Annotated in this window: 19 protein-coding genes; 11 read left to right on the forward strand and 8 right to left on the reverse strand. The window is 68.6% G+C overall.

Annotated features, from left to right (window positions below):
• Nucleotides 1–33: 33 nt before the first annotated feature.
• From AC57B8_RS15360 to AC57B8_RS15375, 4 genes are all read right to left on the reverse strand, one after another.
• Nucleotides 34–525 (reverse strand): hypothetical protein, encoded by a 492-nt coding sequence (locus tag AC57B8_RS15360; RefSeq protein ID WP_070060037.1) that lies wholly within the window; start codon nt 523–525, stop codon nt 34–36.
• Between the two features lie 47 nt (nt 526–572).
• Nucleotides 573–989: a hypothetical protein gene (locus AC57B8_RS15365; protein WP_095743684.1), complete on the reverse strand. Its 417-nt coding sequence runs from the start codon at nt 987–989 to the stop codon at nt 573–575.
• Nucleotides 990–1,196: 207 nt separating this feature from the next.
• Complete coding sequence (cphA, locus tag AC57B8_RS15370; RefSeq protein WP_307695525.1) at nt 1,197–3,764, reverse strand: cyanophycin synthetase; 2,568 nt, start codon at nt 3,762–3,764, stop codon at nt 1,197–1,199.
• An 87-nt stretch (nt 3,765–3,851) separates the two neighbouring features.
• The gene (locus AC57B8_RS15375) at nt 3,852–6,098 is read right to left on the reverse strand and encodes a cyanophycin synthetase (RefSeq protein ID WP_496480052.1); all 2,247 of its coding nucleotides are present in this window, start codon (nt 6,096–6,098) and stop codon (nt 3,852–3,854) included.
• 139 nt (nt 6,099–6,237) lie between these two features.
• Here AC57B8_RS15375 and AC57B8_RS15380 point away from each other — a divergent pair, with 139 nt between their 5' ends.
• The 4 genes from AC57B8_RS15380 to queC all read left to right on the forward strand — a co-directional run bounded on the left by AC57B8_RS15380 (nt 6,238) and on the right by queC (nt 10,546).
• Complete coding sequence (locus AC57B8_RS15380; protein ID WP_070060034.1) at nt 6,238–8,526, forward strand: cyanophycin metabolism-associated ABC transporter; 2,289 nt, start codon at nt 6,238–6,240, stop codon at nt 8,524–8,526.
• Nucleotides 8,526–9,008: a cyanophycin metabolism-associated DUF1854 family protein gene (locus tag AC57B8_RS15385; RefSeq protein WP_496480053.1), complete on the forward strand. Its 483-nt coding sequence runs from the start codon at nt 8,526–8,528 to the stop codon at nt 9,006–9,008. Before AC57B8_RS15380 ends, AC57B8_RS15385 begins: the two co-directional genes overlap by 1 nt.
• Nucleotides 9,009–9,078: 70 nt before the next feature.
• Nucleotides 9,079–9,792 (forward strand): hypothetical protein, encoded by a 714-nt coding sequence (locus AC57B8_RS15390; RefSeq protein ID WP_496480054.1) that lies wholly within the window; start codon nt 9,079–9,081, stop codon nt 9,790–9,792.
• Nucleotides 9,793–9,841: 49 nt separating this feature from the next.
• Entirely contained in the window at nt 9,842–10,546 is a 705-nt protein-coding gene (queC, locus tag AC57B8_RS15395; protein ID WP_095743689.1) for a 7-cyano-7-deazaguanine synthase QueC, read from the forward strand.
• Here queC and AC57B8_RS15400 read toward each other — a convergent pair.
• The gene (locus AC57B8_RS15400; RefSeq protein WP_496480055.1) at nt 10,528–12,339 is read right to left on the reverse strand and encodes an ABC transporter ATP-binding protein/permease; all 1,812 of its coding nucleotides are present in this window, start codon (nt 12,337–12,339) and stop codon (nt 10,528–10,530) included. The genes queC and AC57B8_RS15400 overlap by 19 nt on opposite strands.
• 106 nt (nt 12,340–12,445) lie before the next feature.
• Nucleotides 12,446–13,006 (reverse strand): phosphonate degradation HD-domain oxygenase, encoded by a 561-nt coding sequence (locus tag AC57B8_RS15405; protein WP_062481317.1) that lies wholly within the window; start codon nt 13,004–13,006, stop codon nt 12,446–12,448.
• 207 nt (nt 13,007–13,213) lie between these two features.
• On the opposite strand from AC57B8_RS15405, the gene AC57B8_RS15410 reads away from it, so the two are divergent.
• The 6 genes from AC57B8_RS15410 to AC57B8_RS15435 all read left to right on the forward strand — a co-directional run bounded on the left by AC57B8_RS15410 (nt 13,214) and on the right by AC57B8_RS15435 (nt 19,619).
• Nucleotides 13,214–14,248, forward strand: coding sequence for a putative 2-aminoethylphosphonate ABC transporter substrate-binding protein (locus AC57B8_RS15410; protein ID WP_492679433.1), 1,035 nt, complete (start codon nt 13,214–13,216; stop codon nt 14,246–14,248).
• 22 nt (nt 14,249–14,270) lie between these two features.
• Nucleotides 14,271–15,344: an ABC transporter ATP-binding protein gene (locus tag AC57B8_RS15415; protein WP_496480056.1), complete on the forward strand. Its 1,074-nt coding sequence runs from the start codon at nt 14,271–14,273 to the stop codon at nt 15,342–15,344.
• 327 nt (nt 15,345–15,671) lie between these two features.
• Complete coding sequence (locus tag AC57B8_RS15420; protein ID WP_496480057.1) at nt 15,672–17,381, forward strand: putative 2-aminoethylphosphonate ABC transporter permease subunit; 1,710 nt, start codon at nt 15,672–15,674, stop codon at nt 17,379–17,381.
• The gene (locus AC57B8_RS15425; RefSeq protein WP_496480058.1) at nt 17,381–18,514 is read left to right on the forward strand and encodes a TIGR03364 family FAD-dependent oxidoreductase; all 1,134 of its coding nucleotides are present in this window, start codon (nt 17,381–17,383) and stop codon (nt 18,512–18,514) included. Before AC57B8_RS15420 ends, AC57B8_RS15425 begins: the two co-directional genes overlap by 1 nt.
• A gap of 40 nt (nt 18,515–18,554) precedes the next feature.
• On the forward strand, nt 18,555–19,388 hold the full coding sequence (gene phnX, locus AC57B8_RS15430) for a phosphonoacetaldehyde hydrolase (RefSeq protein ID WP_496480059.1): 834 nt from the start codon (nt 18,555–18,557) through the stop codon (nt 19,386–19,388).
• A gap of 81 nt (nt 19,389–19,469) precedes the next feature.
• Complete coding sequence (locus tag AC57B8_RS15435; protein WP_167394971.1) at nt 19,470–19,619, forward strand: hypothetical protein; 150 nt, start codon at nt 19,470–19,472, stop codon at nt 19,617–19,619.
• A gap of 40 nt (nt 19,620–19,659) precedes the next feature.
• Here the strand turns inward: AC57B8_RS15435 and AC57B8_RS15440 are convergent, their stop codons facing one another.
• Complete coding sequence (locus AC57B8_RS15440) at nt 19,660–20,112, reverse strand: GNAT family N-acetyltransferase (RefSeq protein WP_496480060.1); 453 nt, start codon at nt 20,110–20,112, stop codon at nt 19,660–19,662.
• Nucleotides 20,113–20,210: 98 nt separating this feature from the next.
• Here AC57B8_RS15440 and AC57B8_RS15445 point away from each other — a divergent pair, with 98 nt between their 5' ends.
• Nucleotides 20,211–21,479 carry an MFS transporter gene (locus tag AC57B8_RS15445; protein ID WP_496480061.1) on the forward strand — a complete coding sequence of 423 codons (1,269 nt, stop codon included), beginning with the start codon at nt 20,211–20,213 and terminating at the stop codon, nt 21,477–21,479.
• Between the two features lie 28 nt (nt 21,480–21,507).
• Here AC57B8_RS15445 and AC57B8_RS15450 read toward each other — a convergent pair whose 3' ends face one another.
• Complete coding sequence (locus AC57B8_RS15450) at nt 21,508–22,599, reverse strand: DUF4062 domain-containing protein (protein ID WP_496480062.1); 1,092 nt, start codon at nt 22,597–22,599, stop codon at nt 21,508–21,510.
• Between the last annotated feature and the right edge of the window lie 3 nt (nt 22,600–22,602).

Consider the following 22,602-nt stretch of genomic DNA (forward strand, 5'->3'; position numbering starts at 1 on the left):
CACCGAGGCGCATTCCGGGCGATGCGCACCGGGTCACTGCACCGGCACGGGGCGCGGCATGGGCATCGGCATCGGTTCCGCAGGCATCGGTGCCGGCATCGGCGCGGCCATCGGCGGCGGCAGCGTGGCGGCCGGTATGTTCACCACGCGGGTCGAGACCGATTCGCGGATCACGCCGCCACCCATCACGCTGCCATCGACATTGCTGCGGATATTGCCCGCGCTGCCCAGCACGCGGGCTTCGCAGTCGGCACGCTCGGCCGGCGGCTGCAGCCCGCAGCGGGCCACGGCGTTGGCGCGGTAGTCGGGCGCGGAGGTGAGGCCACCGCGCGCCGCGGCCTGGCGCGCGGCGCCGGCTTCGCGGATGCAGGCGGCACGGTCCTGCTGGTTGTGGCCGCAGACCGCAACCTCCTGCTGGTAGGTGCTGCCGCCGCCGTCGCCACGGGCGGCCGTGGCGATGGTGGTGGTGGCCAGCCCGCTGAGTGCGAGCAGGGCAAAGATCATCGAACGCGCATTGTTTGGCATGGTGTGCTCCTTGTTGGCGTATCGGGGTGAAGGCCGGCCTCGCTCGATCAGCGCGCCGGCTGTACGGGCTGCGGCGGCAGCGGGGTGACGGTTTCGCGGATCACGCCGCCGCCCATCACGCTGCCTTCGGTGGAGGTGCGCGCACCGCCGCGGATGCGCGCTTCGCAATCGGCGCGGTCGGCCACGGGTTGTTCGCGGCAGCGTGCGAGTGCGTTGGCGTCTTCGCGTTCCGCACCGGGGGTGGTCAGGCCGTGGCGACCGGCTTCCTGGCGCGCGGCGCCGGCTTCGCGCAGGCACGCCGCGCGGTCCTGTTGCACGCCGTCACAGGTGGCGCGTTCCTTTTGCATCCGCGCGTCGCTGCCGGGCGCCTGGGCCGAGGCCAGCGGCGCACAGGCCATGAAGAAGCCGCCGAACGCCACGAGGGCGGCGGTCGACACGGTGGAACGGAGGGAATGGGTCGTCATCGGGGCTCCTGGAAAGGCGCGCCGTGCGAGCGGACATGAGGAAGACAAAAGCACGCAGGGCGCGACCGGTCCCCAGTGTGGGGCGGGCGCCCGGGCCGGGCTGTGGGACAAGCCGCACGCCGTGGAGCGGGCCGGACGCGCCCCTGCGTGTGGGACACGTCCGTCAGCGCCAGGAGGGCGGGCCTCCTGCGCTGCGGGGCGGGCGGATCAGCCCTGCGCGATGCGCTGCGCGAGGTGGGCCAGCGCCTCTTCGACCTGGTCGACGAGGATGAGCGACAGGTCGCCCGGCTGCAACCGCGCCAGCGCCGTGTCGATGGCGACGAACTCGCCGCGGATCTCGTCGATCTGGCGCGTGCGCGATGCGCCCTGCAGGCCCTGGCGCAGCAGCGCCATGACCTCGCCGTCGGCGCGGCCGCGCTGCGCCGCGTCCTGGTACAGGATCACGTCGTCGAAGGCCTGGCCGAGGATCGCGGTCTGGTCGCGGATGTCGGAATCGCGCCGGTCGCCCGCGCCGCTGATGACCACCGAGCGCTTGTTGGCGGGCATGGTGTCCACGGCCGACACCAGCGCCTTCATGGCGTCGGTGTTGTGGCCGTAGTCGGCGATCACGGTGGCGCCGCGGTAGTCCATGACGTTGAAGCGCCCGGGCACGCCGGCCGCGTCGTTCATGAAGCTCGACAGGCCGCTGCGGATGGTGTCCCAATCGAGGCCCACGGCCCAGGCTGCGGCCACCGAGGCCATCACGTTGTCGACCTGGAAGCCGATGGTGCCGCCGCGCGTGATCGGCACGTCGCGCAGTGCGATGCGTTCGCGCCACGAGCCTTCGGCGGCCACCAGCGTGTCCTGGTCGACGTACACGGTGCGCTTGCCCTGCGCGCGGTGCGTGGCCATCACCGGGTGCATGCGGTCGGCGGTGAAGAAGATCACGTTGCCGGGGCAGCCGGCCGCCATGGCGGCGACGTTCACGTCGGCCGCGTTGAGCACCGCGTAGCCGTCGGGGGCCACGTTGCGCACGATCACGCGCTTGAGCACCGCGAGGTCTTCGACCGTGGTGATGTAGTTCAGGCCCAGGTGGTCGCCGCTGCCGATGTTGGTGACCACGGCCACTTCGCAGCGGTCGAAGCCCAGGCCTTCGCGCAGCACGCCGCCGCGGGCCACTTCGAACACGGCCGCGTCGACGTCGGGGTGCATCAGCACGTTGCGCGCGCTCTTGGGGCCGCTGCAGTCGCCGCTGTCGGTCTGGCGGCCGTTGACGTACACGCCGTCGGTATTCGTCATGCCGGTGCGCAGGCCGCTGGAGGCAATGATGTGGTTGATCAGGCGCGCGGTGGTGGTCTTGCCGTTGGTGCCGGTGACGGCCACCACGGGAATGCGGCCGTCGTCGCCGGGGGCGAAGAGCGTGTCCATCACCGCCTCGCCGACCGCGCGGCCGCGGCCGAACGAGGGCGAGATGTGCATGCGCAGGCCGGGCGCGGCGTTCACTTCGACCACGCCGCCGTGCTGTTCTTCGAGCGGGCGCAGCACGTTCTCGCAGACCATGTCGACGCCGCAGATGTGCAGGCCGACCATCTGCGCCGCATCGACCGCGCGCGCGGCCACTTCGGGGTGCACGGTGTCGGTGACGTCGGTGGCGGTGCCGCCGGTCGAGAGGTTGGCGTTGTTGCGCAGCACCACGCGCTGGCCCAGCTCGGGCACGCTCTCGGGCGTGAGGCCCTGCGATTCGAGCCGGCCGATGGCGATGTCGTCCAGGCGGATCTTGGTGAGCGAGGTGGCGTGGCCCTCGCCGCGGCGCGGGTCGAGGTTCACGGTGTCGACCAGCTGGCGCACGGTGGAGCTGCCGTCGCCGATCACCTGCGGCGGGTCGCGCCGCGCGGCGGCCACGAGGCGGTCGCCCACCACCAGCAGGCGGAAGTCGAAGCCGGGCAAGAATTTCTCGACCATCACCTCGCCGTACACGGCGGCCGAGTCGTAGGCCGAAGTGAGTTGCTCGCGCGTGGTGATGTTCACCGTCACGCCCTTGCCCTGGTTGCCGTCCTGCGGCTTGACCACGACCGGCAGGCCGATTTCCTCGGCGGCGGCCCAGCCGTCGTCGGCGCTGCTCACGGGGCGACCCAGCGGCACCGGCACGCCGGCGGCGTTGAGCAGCTGCTTGGTGAGTTCCTTGTCCTGCGCAATCGATTCGGCCACGCCGCTGGTGCTGTCGATCTCGGCGGCCTGGATGCGGCGCTGCTTGGAGCCCCAGCCGAACTGCACCAGGCTGCCGCTGGTGAGGCGGCGGTACGGAATGCCGCGCGCCACGGCGGCGTCGACGATGGAGCCGGTGCTCGGGCCCAGGCGTTCCGATTCGTCGAGGTCGCGCAGCTCCGTGATGGCGGCGTCGGCGTCGAAGGCGGTGTCGGCCAGCGCGGCCTGGATCAGCGCTTCGGCCAGCGCGAGGGCGCGGCGGCCCACGTCTTCCTCGGTGTACTGCACGGTGACCTGGTAGACGCCTTCTTCGGTCGTGGGCGCGGTGTTGCCGAAGTTGACGGCGCAGCCGGCCTGGGCCTGCAGCGCCACGGCGGCGTTCTCGAGCACGTGGGCCAGCGCCAGCGGCTGGCCGAGCACCATCGGATGCAGCTCGCCGATGGTCGGGAAGCGGGCGCGCAGGCGGGCTTCGAACCCGTCGAGCTTGCCGACGGCGTTCTCGTCGCCTTCGCAGGCCACGACGGCCTCGATGGTGGTGTGGCGGCTCCAGAGATTGGGGCCGCGCAGGGCGCGGATGCGGGTGACTTTCATGGGGCTACGGCACGGGGCGCGCGGTTGCGGTGATCTTGCGGTGTGACCAGGGCGCCGGCCCCGCGGGTGGCGGGGCGGCGCATCGTGTCATGCCAGTTGTTGTTGCGAAGGCGAAAGCGGCGAGGCCTGCGACAGCTGCAGCGAGGCCAGGGCCGCCTGCAGGTCGGCTTCGAAGGCTTCGACGCCGGCGCCGATCAGGTTGAGCGGAATGCCCATGGCCCAGGCGGCGGCCACGGCGGCCAGCAGGCTTTCGAGGCTCACGCCGACGTGGGTCGCGCGCCAGATGGTCAGGCGGCCCAGGCCGGGCAGGAACGATTCGCTCGTGCCGTTGGCCAGCACCACGCGGTCCTGGCGCACCAGCACGGCCTTGCCGCCGGCGGCCTGGTGCGCGGACAGCGCGGCGGCCTGCGGGTCGGCGGCATAGAGGATGACCGAGCCGTCGCACAGCGGCGCCAGCGCGGCGATGCGCGGCTCGTCGGCGTTGAGTACGGCCGTGCCTTCGCCCAGCACCACGTCGACCTGGGTGCGCAGCACCTTGACCATCTGGTCGCTCTCGGTGATGTCGTAGTCGGCCAGGGCTTCGCAGCCTTCGAGGTCGGTCACGATGCCGACTTCGCAGCGGTCGTAGGCCAGGCCGTCGCGCAGGATGGTTTCGGCACCGTTCTCGATCACCACGGCCTCGACGGCGCGGTTCACGAGCAGGCGGTGGCCGGCGTCCCAGTTGGCGCTGTCGCGTGCATCGACGCGGCGGCGTTCCAGGAACAGGCCGTCGCGGCAGGCCAGGCCGGTGTGGCGCCCGCCGAGGTTGATGAGCCAGGCCACCAGCCGCGCGAGCACGGCGGTGTCGCGCGAGCCGGCCACGCCCACCACGGGGATGCGGCCGGGCGCGTCGTTCGGGAACAGGTGGTCGCAGATGGCGCGGCCCACGGGGCGCGGCGAGCCGATGGCCGGCTTCAGGTGCATCAGCAGGCCGGGGCCGGCGTTCACTTCGACGATCGCGCCGCCCTGCGGGCCCAGCGGCTTGGAGATGTCCTGCGCGACCATGTCGATGCCCGCGATGTCCAGGCCGACCACGCGGGCGGCGAGCACGGCGGCGTGCGCCACCTCGGGGTGCACGAGGTCGGTGCAGTCGTAGGCCATGTTGCCGTTGCGCTGGATCGTCACCACGCGCCCGGCGGCGGGCACCGAGTTGCCGTCCAGTTCCTGGCGCTTGAGCTCCAGCTGCAGCTTGGCGTCGGTGGCCAGCACGATCACGTCGAGCGGGAATTCTTCTTCGGCGCCGCGGCGTGGGTCGCTGTTGAGCTGCTTGTCGATCAGCCCGGCCACGGTGTTCGTGCCGTCGCCGGTCACGGTGATGATCTCGCCGCGCGCGGCCGCCACCACCTCGCCGCCCACCACCAGCAGGCGGTGTTCGTGGCCGCGGATGAAGCGCTCGACCATCACGTCGCTGCCCTCGGGCTCGGCGACCGCGAAGGCGGCCATGACTTCCTCGCGCGTGGTCAGCTCGAGCGACACGCCGCGGCCGTGGTTGGCGTCCGACGGCTTCACGACCACGGGCAGGCCGATGTCCTCGGCGGCTTCCCAGGCTTCCTCGGGCGACTCGACCACCTGGCCGTGCGGCACGGGCACGCCGCAGCTCGCGAGCAGCGACTTGGTCAGCTCCTTGTCGCTGGCGATCGATTCGCCGATGGCGCTGGTGTAGTCGGTTTCCGCGGTCCAGATGCGCTGCTGGTTGGCGCCGTAGCCCAGCTGCACCAGGTTGCCGCTGTTCAGGCGCATGTGCGGAATGCCGCGGTCGGTGGCGGCGGACACGATGGCCGCGGTGCTCGGGCCGAGGTAGCAGTCCTCGACCTTGGCCTTGACGGCTTCGACGGCGGTCTGCACGTCGGCGGCGGTGAACGGGTCGTTGTTGATGGCCGCCATCAGCAGGCGGTGGCCTTCGGTGAGTGCCACGCGGGCGACCTGCTCGTCACGCGCGCGGAACACCATGCGGTACACGCCGTGCTCCGAGGTGCTGCGGGTTTGCCCGAAGCCGGTCGGCATGCCGGCCAGGTTCAAGAGTTCGATCACGACGTGTTCCAGCACGTGGCCCGACCAGGTGCCTTCGGTCAGGCGCTGGATGAAGCCGCCGCGCTCGCCCACGCCGCAGTGGTGCTCGATGAGCGCCGGCAGCAGGGTGGTCAGCCGGTCGGTGAAACCGTCGATCTTGTTGGAGGGGAAGTCTTCCAGTTGGCCCAGGTCGAGCCAGACTTCGAGCACCGGACGGTAGGTCCAGAGGTTGGGACCGCGCAAATAGTTGATGCGCAGCAATTGGATGTCGTCGAAACGGGTCATGCAAACGTTCGATGTGCTTTGGCCGAGCACCACGGCGCCTTCAAGCGCACCCATGGCGATCGGTCAGAATCGGCGCCCGACCAAGGACGCCATGACGCGGTCCCAGCGGCCCGCGACGGGCAAGAGTCAAATAAACACAATGCAACATCACGATCCAGTCGGCGCCCAGGCGGGCGAAACGGAGGCGGTCTCAGGCGTGCTGAAAAGCCGACTCGCAGGCGCTGAAAACGTTTCGGTAACACTTGCGGTTGACCTCGACGACCAACTTCGCTTCGCCACGGGCCTCGTCGCCCTGACCGACCAGCGGCTCATCGCCCTGGAACCCGGCGGCGAGTGGCGTGAGTGGCCACTCACCGATCAGGCCTTGGAAATGCGTCTTTCCGACCATGCAGGCGTCGGAACCCTCGACCTCATCGGCCCCGCCGGACAGCTCGCCCGCTGGCGCTACACCCTGGCCGGCCAGCCGGCGGCGCTGAAGCTGCTCAAGCTGTTCGGCCAGCGCGCCGCGCCCGCTGTCGCGAAGGCGACAGAAGAGGTGCCCGAACTTCTCGACGTCGACGGCACCGACACCGAACTCCAGACCCCGCCCTCGACCTGGGTGCTGCTGCGCCTGGGCCGCTTTGCCGGGCCGTACCGCAAGCAACTGATCCTCGGGTTTGTCCTGACCCTCATTTCCACCGCCGCCACGCTGGTGCCGCCGTACCTGACCATCCCGCTGATGGACGACATCCTGATCCCGTTCCAGAACGGGCAGAAGATCGACTCCGCCCGGGTCGGCCTCTACCTGGGCGGCCTGCTGATCGCGGCGCTGGTCGGCTGGGGACTGGGCTGGGCGCGCACCTACCTGCTGGCGCTGGTGTCCGAGCGCATCGGCGCCGACCTGCGCACCACCACCTACGAGCACCTGCTGACGCTGCCGCTGGACTACTTCGGCGGCAAGCGCACCGGCGACCTCATGGCGCGGATCGGCTCGGAAACCGACCGCATCAACGTCTTCTTGTCGCTGCACGCGCTCGATTTCGCCAACGACGTGCTGATGATCGTCATGACGGCGGCCATCCTCATCTCGATCAACCCGCTGCTGGCCGTGGTCACGCTGGTGCCGCTGCCCTTCATCGCCTGGATGATCCACGTCGTGCGCGACCGCCTGCGCACCGGCTTCGAGAAGATCGACCGCGTCTGGTCCGAAGTGACCAACGTGCTGGCCGACACCATCCCCGGCATCCGCGTGGTGAAGGCCTTTGCACAGGAACGCCGCGAGGCCGAGCGCTTCCGCGTCGCCAACGCCTACAACCTGCAGGTCAACGACAAGCTCAACCGCACCTGGTCGCTGTTCACGCCGACCGTGTCGCTGCTGACCGAAATCGGCCTGCTCGTGGTCTGGGCCTTCGGCATCTGGCAGGTGGCGCGCGGCAGCATCACGGTGGGTGTGCTCACCGCCTTCATCGCCTACATCGGCCGCTTCTACACGCGGCTCGACTCGATGAGCCGCATCGTCTCGGTCACGCAGAAGGCGGCCGCCGGCGCCAAGCGCATCTTCGACATCCTCGACCACGTGAGCAACGTGCCCGAGCCGGCCAACCCGGTGAAGGTGGAGCGCGTGCAGGGCCGCATCGAGATGAGCGGCCTCGGTTTCCGCTACGGCTCGCGCGCCGTGATCCACGACCTCGACCTGACCATCGAGCCCGGCGAGATGATCGGCCTCGTGGGCCACAGCGGCTCGGGCAAGAGCACGCTGGTCAACCTGATCTGCCGCTTCTACGACGTGACCGACGGCGCCATCAAGGTCGACGGCACCGACATCCGCCGCTTCGCCGTGGCCGATTACCGCCGCCACGTCGGGCTGGTGCTGCAGGAGCCGTTCCTCTTCTTCGGCACCATCGCGCAGAACATCGCCTACGGCAAGCCCGACGCCACGCGCGAAGAGGTGGTGGCGGCGGCCCGCGCGGCCCACGCGCACGACTTCATCCTGCGCCTGCCGCACGGCTACGACTCGTTGGTGGGCGAGCGCGGCCAGGGCCTGTCGGGCGGCGAGCGCCAGCGCATCAGCATCGCGCGCGCACTGCTCATCGACCCGCGCATCCTGATCCTCGACGAGGCCACGTCGGCCGTCGACACCGAGACCGAAAAGGAAATCCAGAAGGCGCTCGACAACCTCGTGCAGGGCCGCACCACCATCGCCATCGCCCACCGCCTGTCCACGCTGCGCAAGGCCGACCGCCTCGTGGTCATGGACCGCGGCGAGGTGGTCGAGGTCGGGCCGCACGACGCGCTCATGGCCAAGCAGGGCGCCTACTGGCGCCTCTACCAGGCGCAGCTGCGCCAGGGCGACGAAGACGACGTGAGCGAGGGCGCCGCCGACGAACGCGCCAACGCCCAGGCGCCGCTGGCCGTGAGCCACGCGGCCCATCCGGCAGGGGACGTGTGATGAGCAGCACCAATACCACCATCAGCTTCGAACTCGCACGCGACACGTTCGGGCGCCTCGTGCTGACCGACGCGCAGGGCGAGCACCATGTGGGCGTGACGCCCGTGCGCGCCTTTCCGCTCAGTGCGCCGAACGAGGGCGTGTCGCTCGTCGGCAGCGAAGGCCGCGAACTCGTGTGGGTCGACCGCGTCGACCAGCTGCCCGCGCCCACCCAGGCGCTGCTGACCGAAGAACTCGCCGTGCGCGACTTCGCGCCCACCTTGCTGAAGCTGCACGGCGTGTCGAGCTTCGGCGTGCCCAGCACCTGGACCGTGAGCACCGACCGCGGCGACACCAGCTTCGTGCTCAAGGCCGAGGAAGACATCCGCCGCCTCGACGGCGGCGCGCTGCTCATCGCGAGTGCGCACGGCGTGCAGTTCCGCATTCCCGACGCGAAGGCGCTGGATCGCGCCTCGCGCAAGCTGCTGGAGCGCTTTCTCTAGAAGCACCAGAGAACGCCGCCGCCGGTGCGCGGCGCGCTTGAGCGCGGAATCAAAAATAAAATCGCCCGCCATGGTCAACCTCTACCTCGTCTCCAGTGCGCTCAACACGAAGATCGGGGTTTTCGACAGCGACCAGCGCCTGGCGCAGACGCTCTACACCCTGGCCAGCATCCGCCTGCAGGACCCGCAGGCCCGCATCTACCTGGTGGAGATGGGCGCCGTGCCCTACAACGACCTCCAGCGCGCCGTGCTGGCGCGGGCGGCGGACCGGGTGCTCGACTTCACGGGCGACCGCGAGGTGCAGCAGATTGCCGCGTCGCAGGACCTCAGCATCGTCAAGAACGTGACCGAGACCCTGTGCCTGGATGTCGTGTTCGGCTTCCTGCGCTCCGAGGGCCTGCTGTCCGACGTGTCGCGCGTGTTCAAGGTCAGCGGCCGTTACCAGCTCACCGAGCGCGCCGACATCGGCCGCTATGCCGATGCCCGTTTTTCGGGCAAGGTGGTGTTCGCCCAGCGGCGCCCGCCGGGCGACGTCAAGGCGGTTGCCGGCATTCCGGGGCAGTACATGAGCCGTCTGTGGAGCTTCGACGCGATGCTGATCGACCACGTCGTGACCGTCTACCAGCAGATCCTGGCCCACATGCTGGCCGTGATCCATGCCGGGGAGTACATCGACATCGAGCATTGCTTGTGCAAGTTCTTCCCGGCGGAGCGGATCGCGGAGGTCGAGTCCATCGGCGTGCGCGGCCCTGCCGGCGGCAGCGGCGCGATGCTCGAAGATTGACCGCGCGGCGCGCCGACCGTTTTCCTTTCCCTATTTTTCCGGAGGCCCCATGCCCCTGCACACCACCGCCCTCGTTCTCTTCTCCGGCGGCCAGGACTCGGCCACCTGCCTGGCCGAGGCCCTGTCCAAGTACCAGCGGGTCGAAACCCTGGGCTTCGATTACGGCCAGCGTCACCGCGTCGAGCTCGACGTGCGCGGCACCGTGCTCGCGAAGATGCGCGAGCGCTTTCCCGAATGGGCGCCGCGCCTGGGCGAAGACCACGTGCTCACGTTGGCCGCGCTGGCGCAGCTCGGCGGCTCCTCGCTCACTGAAGAAGTCGCCTTCGCCATGCAGGCCGACGGCCTGCCCAACACCTTCGTGCCGGGGCGCAACCTGCTGTTCCTCACGCTCGCGGGTGCGCTGGCCTACCGGCGCGGGCTGCAGGTGATCGTCACCGGCGTGTGCGAGACCGACTTCTCGGGCTACCCCGACTGCCGCGACGACACCATGAAGGCCATGCAGCTGGCGCTGTCGCTCGGCCTGGAGCGCCGCCTCGTCATCGAGACGCCGCTCATGTGGATCGACAAGGCCGAGACCTGGGCGCTGGCCCACCGCCTGGGTGGCCAGCCGCTGGTCGACCTGATCGTGGAAGAAACCCACACCTGCTACCTCGGCGACCGCGAACACCGCCAGGCCTGGGGCTACGGTTGCGGCGAGTGCCCGGCCTGCGATCTGCGCAAGAAGGGCTGGGAGCGTTACGTCGCTGCGGCCTGAGCAGCTGTAGAGGTATCGAGCCGGTAGCGCGCGCCGCCGGCTGCACTTTCGTCCTGCGGCACCAGCGTCCACCGCTGGCCATGGAAGTCGCCCACGGCGGGGCGGTGCGCGATCGACACCATCGCACCGCCACCCGCGCGCACCGTGTCGGCCAGCCGTTGGTAGAGCACGGCTTCGGCCGGTGCATCGAGCGCGCTGGTCACCTCGTCGGCGAAGAGCCACGCCGGCTTCTTCAGCAGCACCCGCGCGATGGCCAGCCGCTGCTGCTCGCCGCCCGAGAGCTTCTGGCTCCAGGCGTCGCTGTCGTCGAGTCGGTTCACCAGGTCGGGCAGCAGCGCATCGGCCAGGGCCTGGCGCAGCTGGTCGTCGCTGAAGCCGGCGGCCGGGTGCGGGTAGGTCAGCGCCTCGCGCAACTTGCCGTCGGGCAGGTAGGGGCGCTGCGGCATGAAGACCGCGTCGGCCGGGGCCTGCACCTTGCCGCGTGCAAACGGCCAGATGCCCGCGAAAGCGCGGAACAGCGTCGACTTGCCGCTGCCCGAGGGGCCTTGCAGCAGCACGCTGTCGCCGGGGCGCACCGCCAACGCGGCGCCGGCCAGCAGCTGCGTGCCGTTGGGCAGCGCGAGCGTGAGGTCGCTGGTGCCCAGCGCGGTGGCGCCTTCTTCGCGCTGCAGGGCGTCCTCGCGCGCGGCGTGGGCGCGCATCGCGTCGTCGAAGCTGATCAGGCGGTCGGTGGTGGCGCGCCAGACGGCCACGCGGTCGTAGTTGGCGACGAACCAGCTCAGCGACTCCTGCACCTTGTCGAAGGCCGATGAAATCTGGATCAGCGCGCCCAGCTGGATGGCACCGCTGAAGAAACGCGGCGCCGACACGATGAACGGAAAGATCACCGACGCCTGTCCGAACATCGCGGTGAAGGTGACCAGGTTCTTCTGCTTCTTGATCAGCTGCAGGTAGTTGCGCAGCACGGCGCCGAAGCGCGTGTCGAGCTGGCCGCGCTCCACCGTCTCGCCGCGGTCGAGCGCGATGGCTTCGCTGTACTCGCGCACGCGCACCAGGTGGTGGCGGAAGTCGGCCTCGAAGCGCTGCTGGCGGAAGTTCAGGCCGATCAGCGGCCGGCCGATGAAGTGCGTGATGACCGTGCCGACCACGCAATAGACCAGCGCCAGCCACACCATCGAGCCGGCGACCTGGTAGGTGCTGCCGCCCAGCGACAGGTCGAAGGTGCCCGACAGGCCCCACAAGATGCCGATGAAGCTCAGCAGCGTGACCACCGCGTTCAGGATCTCCATCGACAGCGTCATCGTGGCGTTAGTGAACATCTGCATGTCCTCCTGGATGCGCTGGTCGGGGTTGTCGGGCGTGGCGCCGTCGGCCTGCGCGTAGCGCGCCAGCTCCAGGTGATAGAAGGTCCGGTCGGCCATCCAGCGGTCGAGGTAGTTCCGGGTCATCCAGGCGCGCCAGCGCAACTGGAGCATCTGCGTCACGTAGAACTTCGCCACCTGGATCGCGATGTTGAAGAAGGCCAGCACGGCGAACACGCGGATCTCGCGCCAGAAGACCACCGCGTCCTTGTTCTGCAACGCATCGTAGAAACGGCCGTACCACTGGTTGAAGAGCACCAGCGCGTACACGTACGCCAGGTTCAGCGCCACGATGCCAGCGAACATCAGGCGCGCCCGCCATTTCTCCTCGTCCGAGTTGAAGTAGGGCGCCGCGAGCCGCAGCACGCGGCGCACGACCTGGACGAACGTGCTGACACGCGCCGCGACAGTGGGGGATGGAGCAGATGACATGCGGATTTCCTCGCAGGCGCCGATGCGCCGGACCTCGTGAGGCGCCCATCGTAGACAAGTGCGTCTTAAGCGGGGCTGAAGGCGGCTCCCGCCGCCCCGCCGGCCCTCAGCGCAGCATCACGCGCGCCGCCGTCGCCAGGAAATGCGCGAGCGGCGGCGTTCGCAGCCCCTCGGCCTTGGCCGCTTCGTCCCACAGCCGCAGCCGCACCGCGTCGCCCGACCACGGCAGGCCGGCAAAGCGCTGCGCCGCGTCGTCGTCCATCACGCCGCCCTGCAGCGCCAGGCTGCGCACCGAATCGGGCGAGAGCATCGACACGTAGCCCGGCCGCGTCGCGCACAGGTAGCGCTTGGCGTCCACGTGCAGGCGGATCGGTTCGCGCACCGCCACGTCGAAGGCGCCGCGCAGCAGCGGCAGCGCGATGTACTGGTGGCGGTCGTCAATGCCCAGTTCGGTGGGCGAGAGCGACAGCGTCTGGTGCTCGGCGATCAGCAGGTGCCCCAGGTCGTGCAGCAATGCGGCCGTCACGAGCGTGTCGCCGGCGCCCGCCTGTTCGGCCAGCCAGGCGCATTGCAACGCGTGTTCGAGCTGCGACACCGGCTCGCCCGCGTACGCCAGGCCGCCGCGTTCGGCGAACAGGCGAGCGATCTCGGCGAGGTCGAGTGTCATGGGATTGCAAAAGAACGGTGTGCGACAGCCTGTACAGGCTCGCGTCGCTCGATGACAGCCGTGTGACGAAAGTGCAAACGCCGCAGCGCGGGTACGGCCGTGTGACAAACCTTTGTCACATAGCGCTGCGAGCATCGCTGCGTTCACGGCCCCGGCCGTGTTTTCTTTTTGCGTACACCGCCTGTTCTTACCTCGAGGGAATCTCCCATGCTGCATCGTCGTCTGATGTGGGCCGCCGTGCCCGCCGCCTTGTTCTCGCTGGCCTTCGCCGCCTCGGCCCAGGGCCGCACCGAGCTGCTGGTCTACACCGCGCTCGAAGCCGACCAGGTGCAGGCCTACAAGGCCGCCTTCGAAAAGGAGAACCCCAACATCGAGCTGAAGTTCGTGCGCGACTCCACCGGCATCGTCACCGCCAAGCTGCTGGCCGAAAAGGCCAACCCGCAGGCCGACGTGGTGTGGGGCCTGGCCGCCACCTCGCTGATGCTGCTGGACAAGGAAGGCATGCTCCAGCCCTACGCGCCCAAGGGCCTGGATGCCATCAAGCCCACCATGCGCGACACGGCCAACCCGCCCAAGTGGGTCGGCATGGACGTGTGGTCGTCGGCCATCTGCTTCAACACCGCCGAAGCCACGAAGAAGAACCTGCCCAAGCCCACCAGCTGGGCCGACCTGACCAACCCGGTCTACAAGGGCCAGATCACCATGCCCAACCCCGCGGCATCGGGCACCGGCTACCTCATGGTGTCGGGCTGGATCCAGATGATGGGCGAGGACAAGGCCTGGAAGTACATGGACGCGTTGCACCAGAACATCGGCGTGTACAGCCTCTCGGGCAGCAAGCCCTGCCGCCAGGCCGGCGCCGGCGAGTTCGCGCTCGGCATGTCCTTCGAATACCGCGCCAACAAGACCAAGCGCGACGGCGCGCCCATCGACATCGTGCTGCCCAAGGAAGGCCTGGGCTGGGACATGGAAGCCACCGGCATCATGAAGACCAGCAAGAAGCAGGACGCCGCCAAGGCCCTGGCCGACTGGGCCGTGACGAAGCAGGCCAACGAGCTGTACGCGAAGAACTTCGCCGTGCTCGCACTGCCGGGCATCCAGGAAAAGCTCGAGTTCGTGCCGGGCGACGTCGAGAAGCTGCTGGCCAAGAACGACTTCAACTGGGCTGCCGCCAACCGCGACCGCATCTTGACCGAATGGTCGAAGCGTTACGACGCCAAGGCTGAAAAAAAGCCAATGTGATCGGGGTTCCGGGTAGCCGCACATGACCAGCTTTCTCTCCCTTCGCGGCATCGGCAAGTCCTTTGGCGCCACGCGCGTGCTCGACGGCATCGACCTGGACATCGAGCCCGGCGAGTTCGTCTGCCTGCTCGGTCCTTCGGGCTGCGGCAAGACCACGCTGCTGCGCATCGTGTGCGGCATCGAGCGCGCCGACAGTGGGCAGATCCTGCTCGGTGGCCAGGACATCGCGGGCCTGCCGCCCGCGGCGCGCGGCTTCGGCGTGGTGTTCCAGTCGTACGCGCTGTTCCCCAACCTCACGGCGGCGCAGAACATCGCCTACGGCCTGCACCCCACGGGCGCCCTGGCACGCGAGATGGCCAAGCGCTCGCGCGAAATGCTCGACCTCGTCGGGCTCACCGCGCATGCCGACAAGTACCCCGTGCAACTCTCGGGCGGCCAGCAGCAGCGCATCGCGCTGGCGCGCGCCCTGGCGCCCAACCCGCGCCTGCTGCTGCTCGACGAGCCGCTCTCCGCGCTCGACGCGCAGGTGCGCGCCACGCTGCGCAGCGAAATCCGCGCGCTGCAAAAGCGCCTGGGCATCGTCACCATCATGGTCACGCACGACCAGGAAGAAGCCCTCTCGATGGCCGACCGCGTGGTGCTGATGCACAACGGCCGCATCGAGCAGGCCGGCACGCCCGACGAGCTGTACCGCAGGCCGCGCACCCGCTTCGTGGCGGGTTTCGTGGGCCGCATGAACATGCTGCCCGCCACCGTGCTGGCCGACGGCAAGGTGCGCGTGCGCGACAGCGAACTGTTCTGCGCGCCCGGCAGCCTCAGCGTGGGTTCGCAGGCCACCGTGGGCATCCGGCCCGAGCATGTGGTGGTGAAGCGCTTCGGCTCCGAACTCGGCACCAACAGCTTCGCCGCGCGCCTGCTCGACACCGAGTTCTTCGGCAACCGCACCTCGGCCCGCCTGGCCTGCGAGCCGCTGGGCATCGAGATCGAGGCCGAGCTGCCCGCCGATGCGCGCAGCGGCGGCGAAGAGCCGCTGGTGCCCAGCAGCATGGTGCACATCCAACTGCCTTTGAACGCGCTGTCGGTCCTGGCGCAATGACATGACATCGCGTGTGCGGGGTTCTCGTCGCGAGGTGCGCAGTCCTTCGGGGCGCGCTCCCGCCGACGGGGTACCTTGCTCCGCGAATGTCCCCCGGCCTGCGGCCTCCTCCTTGATTTCGCTGCGCAAGGCACCCCATCGGCGTGAGCGTGACGCAGTGCGGTGGTTGATCGAACAGCACCACGACCGCGCCCATCGTGCGCAGGACACCGGGTGCTTCCCGCAGCGAAATCAAGGAGGAGGGCGAAGCCCGGGGGACATTCGCGGAGGGAAGTGCCCGGTGGCCTGTGCACACGCCCTGAACAACGACACCAGAAGAACAACAACATGAGCACCCCTTCCGAAGCCCTCGCCCCGATCGCCATCCCGCGTTCGAATCACTTCGACCGCGAACGCTGGCTCACCGGCGCCGCCGTGCTGCTCGTCGTGCTGCTGCTCGTCGTGATCGTCGCGCTCCCCGTCGGCGCGCTCGTCGGCCAGAGCTTCTACGACCGCGCAGGCAGCTTCGTCGGCCTGACCAACTTCGCGCGCTACCTCGAGAGCCCCGCGCTCGTGCAGTCGGCTTTCAACAGCGTGCTGCTCGCGGTGATCAGCGCCGTGCTGTGCACCGCCATCGCCTACGTGTACGCCTACGGCCTCACGCTCTCGTGCATGCCCGCCAAGGGCCTGCTGCGCGCCGTGGCGCTCATGCCGCTGCTCGCGCCCTCGCTGCTGCCGGCCATCAGCCTGATCTACCTGTTCGGCAACCAGGGCCTGTTCAAGGGCCTGCTGGGCGACCTGTCGATCTACGGCCCGCTGGGCATCGTGCTCGGCTCGGTGTTCTGGACGCTGCCGCATGCGCTGCTGATCCTCACCACCGCCATGGCCACGTCCGACGGGCGTTTGTACGAAGCCGCGCAGACGCTGGGCGCCTCGCGCTGGCGCATCTTCCGCACCGTCACGCTGCCCTCGTCGCGCTACGGCCTCATCGTGGCCGCGATGGTCGTGTTCGTGCTCGTCATCACCGACTTCGGCGTGCCCAAGGTCGTGGGTGGCCAGACCGGCGTGCTCGCGACCGACATCTACAAGCAGGTGGTCGGCCAGCAGAACTTCCAGATGGGCGCGGTGGTCGGCCTCGTGCTGCTGATTCCGGCCGTGCTGTCGTTCCTCGTCGAGCGGCGCGTGCGCCGCAAGCAGGCCGCCGCGCTGTCGGCACGCGCCACGCCCTACCAGCCCGAGCCCGTGAAATCGCGCGACCGCGCGCTGCTCGTGTTCTGCACGCTCACCGCCATCGCCATCGTCGTGATGATCGGCATGGCCGTGTTCGCCTCGCTCGCCAGCTACTGGCCCTACAAGCTCACGCCCTCGCTGAAGAACTACGACTTCAGCAACATGGACGGCGGCGGCTGGGGCAGCTACGGCAACTCGCTGCGCCTGGCGCTGTGCGCGGCCGTGGCGGGCGCGCTCGCCACCTTCGTGTCGGCCTACTTCGTGGAGAAGCCGCGCCACTTCGGCCTGCTGCGCGAGCTGCTGAACCTGCTGGCCAACCTGCCGCTCGCGGTGCCGGGGCTCGTGCTCGGCGTGGGCTACATCTTCTTCTTCAACTCGGCCGCGAACCCGCTGCACGGGCTGTACGGTGGCATGGCGATTCTGGTGATCTGCACCGTGGCGCACTTCTTCTCGGTGGCGCACCTCACCTCGCTCACCGCGCTGCGCCAGCTCGACCGCGAGTACGAACTGGTGTCCGAATCGATGGGCGTGCCGTTCTGGCGCACGCTGTGGCGCGTGCACCTGCCGGTGGCGCTGCCCACGGTGCTCAACGTGGCCGGCTACTTCTTCGTCAACGCGATGACCACCGTGTCGGCCGTCGTGTTCCTCTATTCGCCGCAGACCACGCTGGCCGCCATCGCCGTGCTCAACATGGACGATGCCGGCGACGTGGCACCCGCCGCCGCCATGGCCTCGCTCATCATGCTCACGGCCGCCGTCGGCCGCGGCCTGTTCGCGCTGGCCGGGCACTGGGCGCTGAAGCGCACGCAAGCCTGGAGACGACGTTGATGAACCCCAGCATGTCCGTCGACAGCTTCGACGTGATCGTGGTCGGCGCCGGCATCGTCGGCCTGGCCCATGCCTACACCGCCGCACAGCGCGGCCTGCGCGTGTGCGTGGTCGAGCGCGATGCCGCGTGCCTGGGCGCATCGATCCGCAACTTCGGCTTCATCACCGTCACCGGCCAGGCGCCGGGCGACATGTGGCGCCGCGCCATGCATTCGCGCGACGTGTGGCAGGCCGTTGCGCCGCAGGCCGGCATCGACATTGTGCACCGCCACCTCTGGCTCGCGGCCTACCGTCCCGAGGCGCATGCCGTGCTCGAAGCCTTCCTGCGCACGCCGATGGCCGAGGCCTGCGCGCTCATCGACGCCACCGATGCGCAGGCGAGGGCGTCCGGCCTCAACCTCGCGCAGGCGCGCTCGGTGCTGTTCAGCCCGCACGAGCTGCGCGTCGAATCGCGCACCGCCGTCGGCCTGCTCGCGCGCTGGCTGGCCGAAGTGCACGGCGTGGTGTTCCGCTTCGGCGAGACCGTGCACGAGGTCGAAACCCCGCGCGTGCGCACCTCGCGCGGCACCCTGCGCGGCGAGCGCGTGGTGGTCTGCACCAACACCGAATTGCACGGCCTGTTCGCCGGCCGCATCGCCGCGCACGACCTCACGCTGTGCCGCCTGCAGATGCTGCGCGTGCAGCCCGAGGCCGGCTTTCGCCTGCCGGGCGCGGTCATGACCGACCTGAGCCTGGTCCGCTACGAGGGCTACAGCAGCTTGCCCGAAGCGGCGGCGCTGCGCGCGCGGCTGATGCAGGAAGAGCGCGCTTCGCTCGACCACGGCATCCACCTCATCGTCGTGCAGAGCGCCGACGGCTCGCTGGTGGTCGGCGACTCGCACCACTACGGCGACGCACCCGAACCCTTCGCCATCGAGGCGGTCGACCAGCTCATCCTGCGCCACCTGCGCAGCACGCTCGACCTCGAGACCGCGCAGGTCACCGAGCGCTGGACCGGCGTCTACCCGTCGTCCAAGACCACGCCCTGCGTGATCGACGCGCCCGACGACGCCACGCGCGTGGTGCTGGTCACCAGCGGCAGCGGCGCGAGCACGGGCTTCGGCATTGCCGCCGACGTGTTCGACGCGTGGTGAGCATCACCGCCTTCTTCATCCCTTTTCTTCTTTCGTCGCCATGAACGCCCATCACCATGCCAGGCTGCAGGCCGTCGTCTTCGACTGGGCCGGCACCATCCTCGACTTCGGTTCCTGCGCGCCCATGGGCGCCTTCGTGAAGCTGTTCGCACAGTCCGGCATCGACATCACCATCGACGAGGCCCGCGCCCCGATGGGCATGGCCAAGTGGGACCACATCAAGGCCCTGGGCACGCAGCCGCGCATCGCCGCGCAGTGGGAAGCCAAGCATGGCCATGCCTTCAGCGACACCGACGTCGACCGCCTGTACGAGGTGTTCACGCCGATGAACGCAGCCAGCGTGCGCGACCACACCGACTTCATTCCGGGCGCGATCGAGGCCGTCAACGCGGCGCGTGAGCGCGGCCTGAAGATCGGTTCGACCACCGGCTACAACCGCCCGATCATGGACGTCGTCACGCCGCTCGCCGCAGCCGGCGGCTACGAGCCCGACAACCTCGTGTGCGCGGGCGACCTCGCGGCGGGCCGCCCGTCGCCGCTCATGATGTACCGCTGCTTCGCCGACCTCGGCGTGTGGCCGCCGCACACCGTCGTCAAGGTCGACGACACCGGCGTGGGCCTGCAGGAAGGCCTCAACGCCGGCACCTGGGCCGTCGGCGTGTCGGTCAGCGGCAACGTCAACGGCCTGACGCTGGCCGAGTGGCAGGCGCTCGATGCCGACAGCCAGCAGGCCCGCCGCGCCCGTGCCACCGCCGAGCTGCAGGCCGCCGGCGCGCACTACGTGATCGACAGCGTGGCCGACCTGCCGAACGTGCTCGAAGACATCGAGCGCCGCCTGCAGGCCGGCGAGCGGCCGGAAGTCCTTTTGCGCTGAAGCAGAAAGCTCGCTTTACCGACGGTGGCTGGCGCTGCCGTCCGACTTGACGCGTCACTTCGCGGGCTTAGCATGCGCCGCATGCGAAGCACAGCCTTTGTTCTTCTGCTCTGTCTCGGCCTGCTGACCGCGGCCTGCGACGGCAAGCGCAAGCCCGGCATTCCGATGCCGAAGGCCTTCTTGTCGTCGAGCGTCGTGGTGGTGATGGCACCTGCGCCGTTCGTGGGCTGAGGCTGCCGGCGCGTCCAGCGCACCGGCCGCGGCGAACGTCTCAGGACGGGACGTACGCCAGCACTTCATCGCCCGCTGCATCGAATTCGCCCGTGGGCTTCCAGCCCAGGTGCCGGTAGAAGCCGTGCGAGCGCACCCGCGGATCGGGCGAACAGCCCAGGAAGAGCCGCTGGAAGCCCAGCCCCTTGAACTCTTCGACCATCAGCGCGAGCAGCGCCTTGCCGATGCCCAAGCCTTCGTACGCAGGCAGCAGGGCCAGCACCGCGATCTCGCCGGTGTCGCGCTCGCCGAAGCAATAGCCCGCCAGCTCGCCGTCGACGAGCGCAACGTAGCCGGGCAGGGAGCCGTCGGCGATGCCGGCCTGCCAGCTCTCCAGGGTGATGCCGAGCGCCTCGAGCTCGTCGACCGAGAAGGCGTTCTCTCGCGTGCGGCCGCGCAGGTCGAGGCACGCGGACGTGCCTTCGGGAATGGCTTGTCTGTAGGTGATGGGCATGCGTCGGGTGCTCGAGGGCGCACGCAGCAGGCGGCGCGGCCTTCCGCGAGAATGCCACACGACGTGCGCCACCCGATGCACGCGTGGAGACAAGAAGAATGAAGACGACCCCAGAGACAACCATCGTCCACCAGCCCGACTCGCGCTACGCCATGGTGCGCCTGGCGCTCACGCTGCTGGTCATGACGGTCGGCAGCAGCGGCATGTACGTGGTGTCGGTCATGCTGCCCGCCGTGCAGGCCGAGTTCGGCGTGGCGCGCGCCGATGCCTCCATGCCCTACACGCTGCTGATGCTGGGCTTCGGTTTCGGCGGCGTGCTCATGGGCAAGCTGGCCGACCGCATCGGCGTGATGAAGCCGCTGCTGATGGGCTCGGTCTTCCTGGCCGCCGGCTACATCGCCACGGGCCTGTCGCAAGGCATCGTGTCCTTCACCATCGCGCAGGCGCTGCTGGTCGGCCTGCTCGGCAGCTCGGTGGCCTTTGCGCCGCTGGTGGCCGACACCTCGCTGTGGTTCGTCAAGCGGCGCGGCATCGCGGTGGCCGTGTGCGCCAGCGGCAACTACCTCGCGGGCGCGGTGTGGCCGCCCATCGCGCAGCACTTCGTCGAGCAGGTGGGCTGGCGCCAGACCTACATCGGCATGGGCATCTTCTGCGGCGTGACGATGGCGCTGCTGGCGCTGTTCTTCCGCGCACGGCCGCCAGCACTGGCCGAGGTGGCGCCGGTGTCGCAGGTGGCGGGCAGCACCCTGGTGCGCGACATGACGCGCCCCTTCGGCCTGAGCATGGGCACGGCGCAGGGCCTGCTGTGCGTGGCGGGCGTGGCCTGCTGCGTGGCGATGGCGATGCCGCAGGTGCACATCGTCGCCTACTGCGGCGACCTGGGCTACGGCCCGGCGCAGGGCGCGATGATGCTGTCGTTGATGCTGGGCTTCGGCATCGTGAGCCGGCTGGTGTCGGGCGCCATCTGCGACCGCATCGGCGGGCTGCGCACGCTGATGCTGGGCGGCGTGCTGCAGTGCGTGGCGCTGCTGTTGTTTTTGCCCTTCGACGGGCTGGTGCCGCTGTACGTGATCTCGGCGCTGTTCGGCCTGTTCCAGGGCGGCATCGTGCCCTCGTACGCGATCATCGTGCGCGAGCATTTCCCGCCCAAGGAGGCCGGCGCGCGCGTGGGCACGGTGCTGATGTTCACGCTGTTCGGCATGGCGCTGGGCGGCTGGATGTCAGGCAAGGTGTTCGACCTGACGGGCAGCTACCACGCAGCCTTTTTGAACGGCATCGGATGGAACCTGCTGAACGTGAGCATCGCGGCGTTCCTGCTGTTCAGGGTGCGCCGGATGCGGCGGGGTGGGGTGGCGGTGGCTGCTTGAGGCCGGAGGTATCGAATTGACGGGCGGACTACGCTTCAGTCACAGAGGCGTCGCTGTCCTCCTCATCAGATGACGGCTTGAAATCCCCTTTTCGAATTGCTCGGAGTTGAACGAGGACCGCATCGCCGTATGTGGTGAGACTCCAAAACGTACGTGTGTCTTTAACACTACGGGCTTTCTTGCTTTGCTCGATCAGTCCAAGTGCGCGAAGCTGTATTTTTATCGTCTGCTCATCGCGAGCTGCGACAGAAAAGTTTCGAGGACTGTTGTAGCTCTTGAGCTGAGTATCGGATTTCCATCCCTCGATGATCGGAGACCTGACTAGCTGATTAAGTCCCGATCGGAGGCGTTCGTCTGCGGCCTCATCAAGCATGAGTGGACCAAGCTCTTCAAAAATCTCGTTCCAACTCCATTCCATCTGGCGACTGAAGGTCCACATTTCACGTTTGGCATCAGACGCATCGAACGTGAAATCGATTGGAAATGCCTCATCACCTTGAGCTAGCTCTTCACTTCCCTTCGGAGCCGACAGTTGGCTTTCTTCAAGTTTGGCTTGCAGTTCCTCGATTGTCTTGCGAAGACGCAGGACCTCGGTTGCCGCTATGGCCGCAGCTGCCTTGTCGGCTCTGATCCAGCCGGGCATTGGGTGGGTATTGATGAGACGCACGATGCTGCGGCTGACTGCGGACCCGAGATCGGTCGGGTTCTCCCAGAACTTGCAAACTTTGTTTTGTGCAAGAGACCGAAACGCCTTCAATTTCTCAACCGACTCGGGCACAGATTCCGATTTTCCTACTGCGATCAGCGACGGATTTTTGTGCAAGAAGGCGATGACAGGTTTCCCTGTTTCGATCGAGTATCGATACTCCTGCTCCGTGTAGCTGATGCCTTTCGGTCCAATTGAGCCATACCTTCCTCCGATCACGACGATGTAGTAATCACACTCATCGATTACTCGCTTGATGAGGGTCCATTGGTCATCGTCCGTCGCGGGGAAGAGTTCCATCCCGGCGGGTATGCAATCTAGTTCCAGAAGTGCTTGCATGACTTCTTGACGTTCTTCTCGGAGGTCTTCGTAGGTTGAACTAACGAAGACTTGATATCGACGGTCGTTGGACATTTT

Source organism: Variovorax sp. BGA-UO-ETr-C22, from assembly GCF_059567965.1.

What these genes read in the sequence shown, in the direction of transcription:
- AC57B8_RS15360 (WP_070060037.1), bottom strand. Translation starts at nt 525, where the DNA reads ATGCCAAACAATGCGCGTTCGATGATCTTTGCCCTGCTCGCACTCAGC.
- AC57B8_RS15365 (WP_095743684.1), bottom strand. Translation starts at nt 989, where the DNA reads ATGACGACCCATTCCCTCCGTTCCACCGTGTCGACCGCCGCCCTCGTG.
- cphA (WP_307695525.1), bottom strand. Translation starts at nt 3,764, where the DNA reads ATGAAAGTCACCCGCATCCGCGCCCTGCGCGGCCCCAATCTCTGGAGC.
- AC57B8_RS15375 (WP_496480052.1), bottom strand. Translation starts at nt 6,098, where the DNA reads ATGACCCGTTTCGACGACATCCAATTGCTGCGCATCAACTATTTGCGC.
- AC57B8_RS15380 (WP_070060034.1), top strand. Translation starts at nt 6,238, where the DNA reads ATGCAACATCACGATCCAGTCGGCGCCCAGGCGGGCGAAACGGAGGCG.
- AC57B8_RS15385 (WP_496480053.1), top strand. Translation starts at nt 8,526, where the DNA reads ATGAGCAGCACCAATACCACCATCAGCTTCGAACTCGCACGCGACACG.
- AC57B8_RS15390 (WP_496480054.1), top strand. Translation starts at nt 9,079, where the DNA reads ATGGTCAACCTCTACCTCGTCTCCAGTGCGCTCAACACGAAGATCGGG.
- queC (WP_095743689.1), top strand. Translation starts at nt 9,842, where the DNA reads ATGCCCCTGCACACCACCGCCCTCGTTCTCTTCTCCGGCGGCCAGGAC.
- AC57B8_RS15400 (WP_496480055.1), bottom strand. Translation starts at nt 12,339, where the DNA reads ATGTCATCTGCTCCATCCCCCACTGTCGCGGCGCGTGTCAGCACGTTC.
- AC57B8_RS15405 (WP_062481317.1), bottom strand. Translation starts at nt 13,006, where the DNA reads ATGACACTCGACCTCGCCGAGATCGCTCGCCTGTTCGCCGAACGCGGC.
- AC57B8_RS15410 (WP_492679433.1), top strand. Translation starts at nt 13,214, where the DNA reads ATGCTGCATCGTCGTCTGATGTGGGCCGCCGTGCCCGCCGCCTTGTTC.
- AC57B8_RS15415 (WP_496480056.1), top strand. Translation starts at nt 14,271, where the DNA reads ATGACCAGCTTTCTCTCCCTTCGCGGCATCGGCAAGTCCTTTGGCGCC.
- AC57B8_RS15420 (WP_496480057.1), top strand. Translation starts at nt 15,672, where the DNA reads ATGAGCACCCCTTCCGAAGCCCTCGCCCCGATCGCCATCCCGCGTTCG.
- AC57B8_RS15425 (WP_496480058.1), top strand. Translation starts at nt 17,381, where the DNA reads ATGAACCCCAGCATGTCCGTCGACAGCTTCGACGTGATCGTGGTCGGC.
- phnX (WP_496480059.1), top strand. Translation starts at nt 18,555, where the DNA reads ATGAACGCCCATCACCATGCCAGGCTGCAGGCCGTCGTCTTCGACTGG.
- AC57B8_RS15435 (WP_167394971.1), top strand. Translation starts at nt 19,470, where the DNA reads ATGCGAAGCACAGCCTTTGTTCTTCTGCTCTGTCTCGGCCTGCTGACC.
- AC57B8_RS15440 (WP_496480060.1), bottom strand. Translation starts at nt 20,112, where the DNA reads ATGCCCATCACCTACAGACAAGCCATTCCCGAAGGCACGTCCGCGTGC.
- AC57B8_RS15445 (WP_496480061.1), top strand. Translation starts at nt 20,211, where the DNA reads ATGAAGACGACCCCAGAGACAACCATCGTCCACCAGCCCGACTCGCGC.
- AC57B8_RS15450 (WP_496480062.1), bottom strand. Translation starts at nt 22,599, where the DNA reads ATGTCCAACGACCGTCGATATCAAGTCTTCGTTAGTTCAACCTACGAA.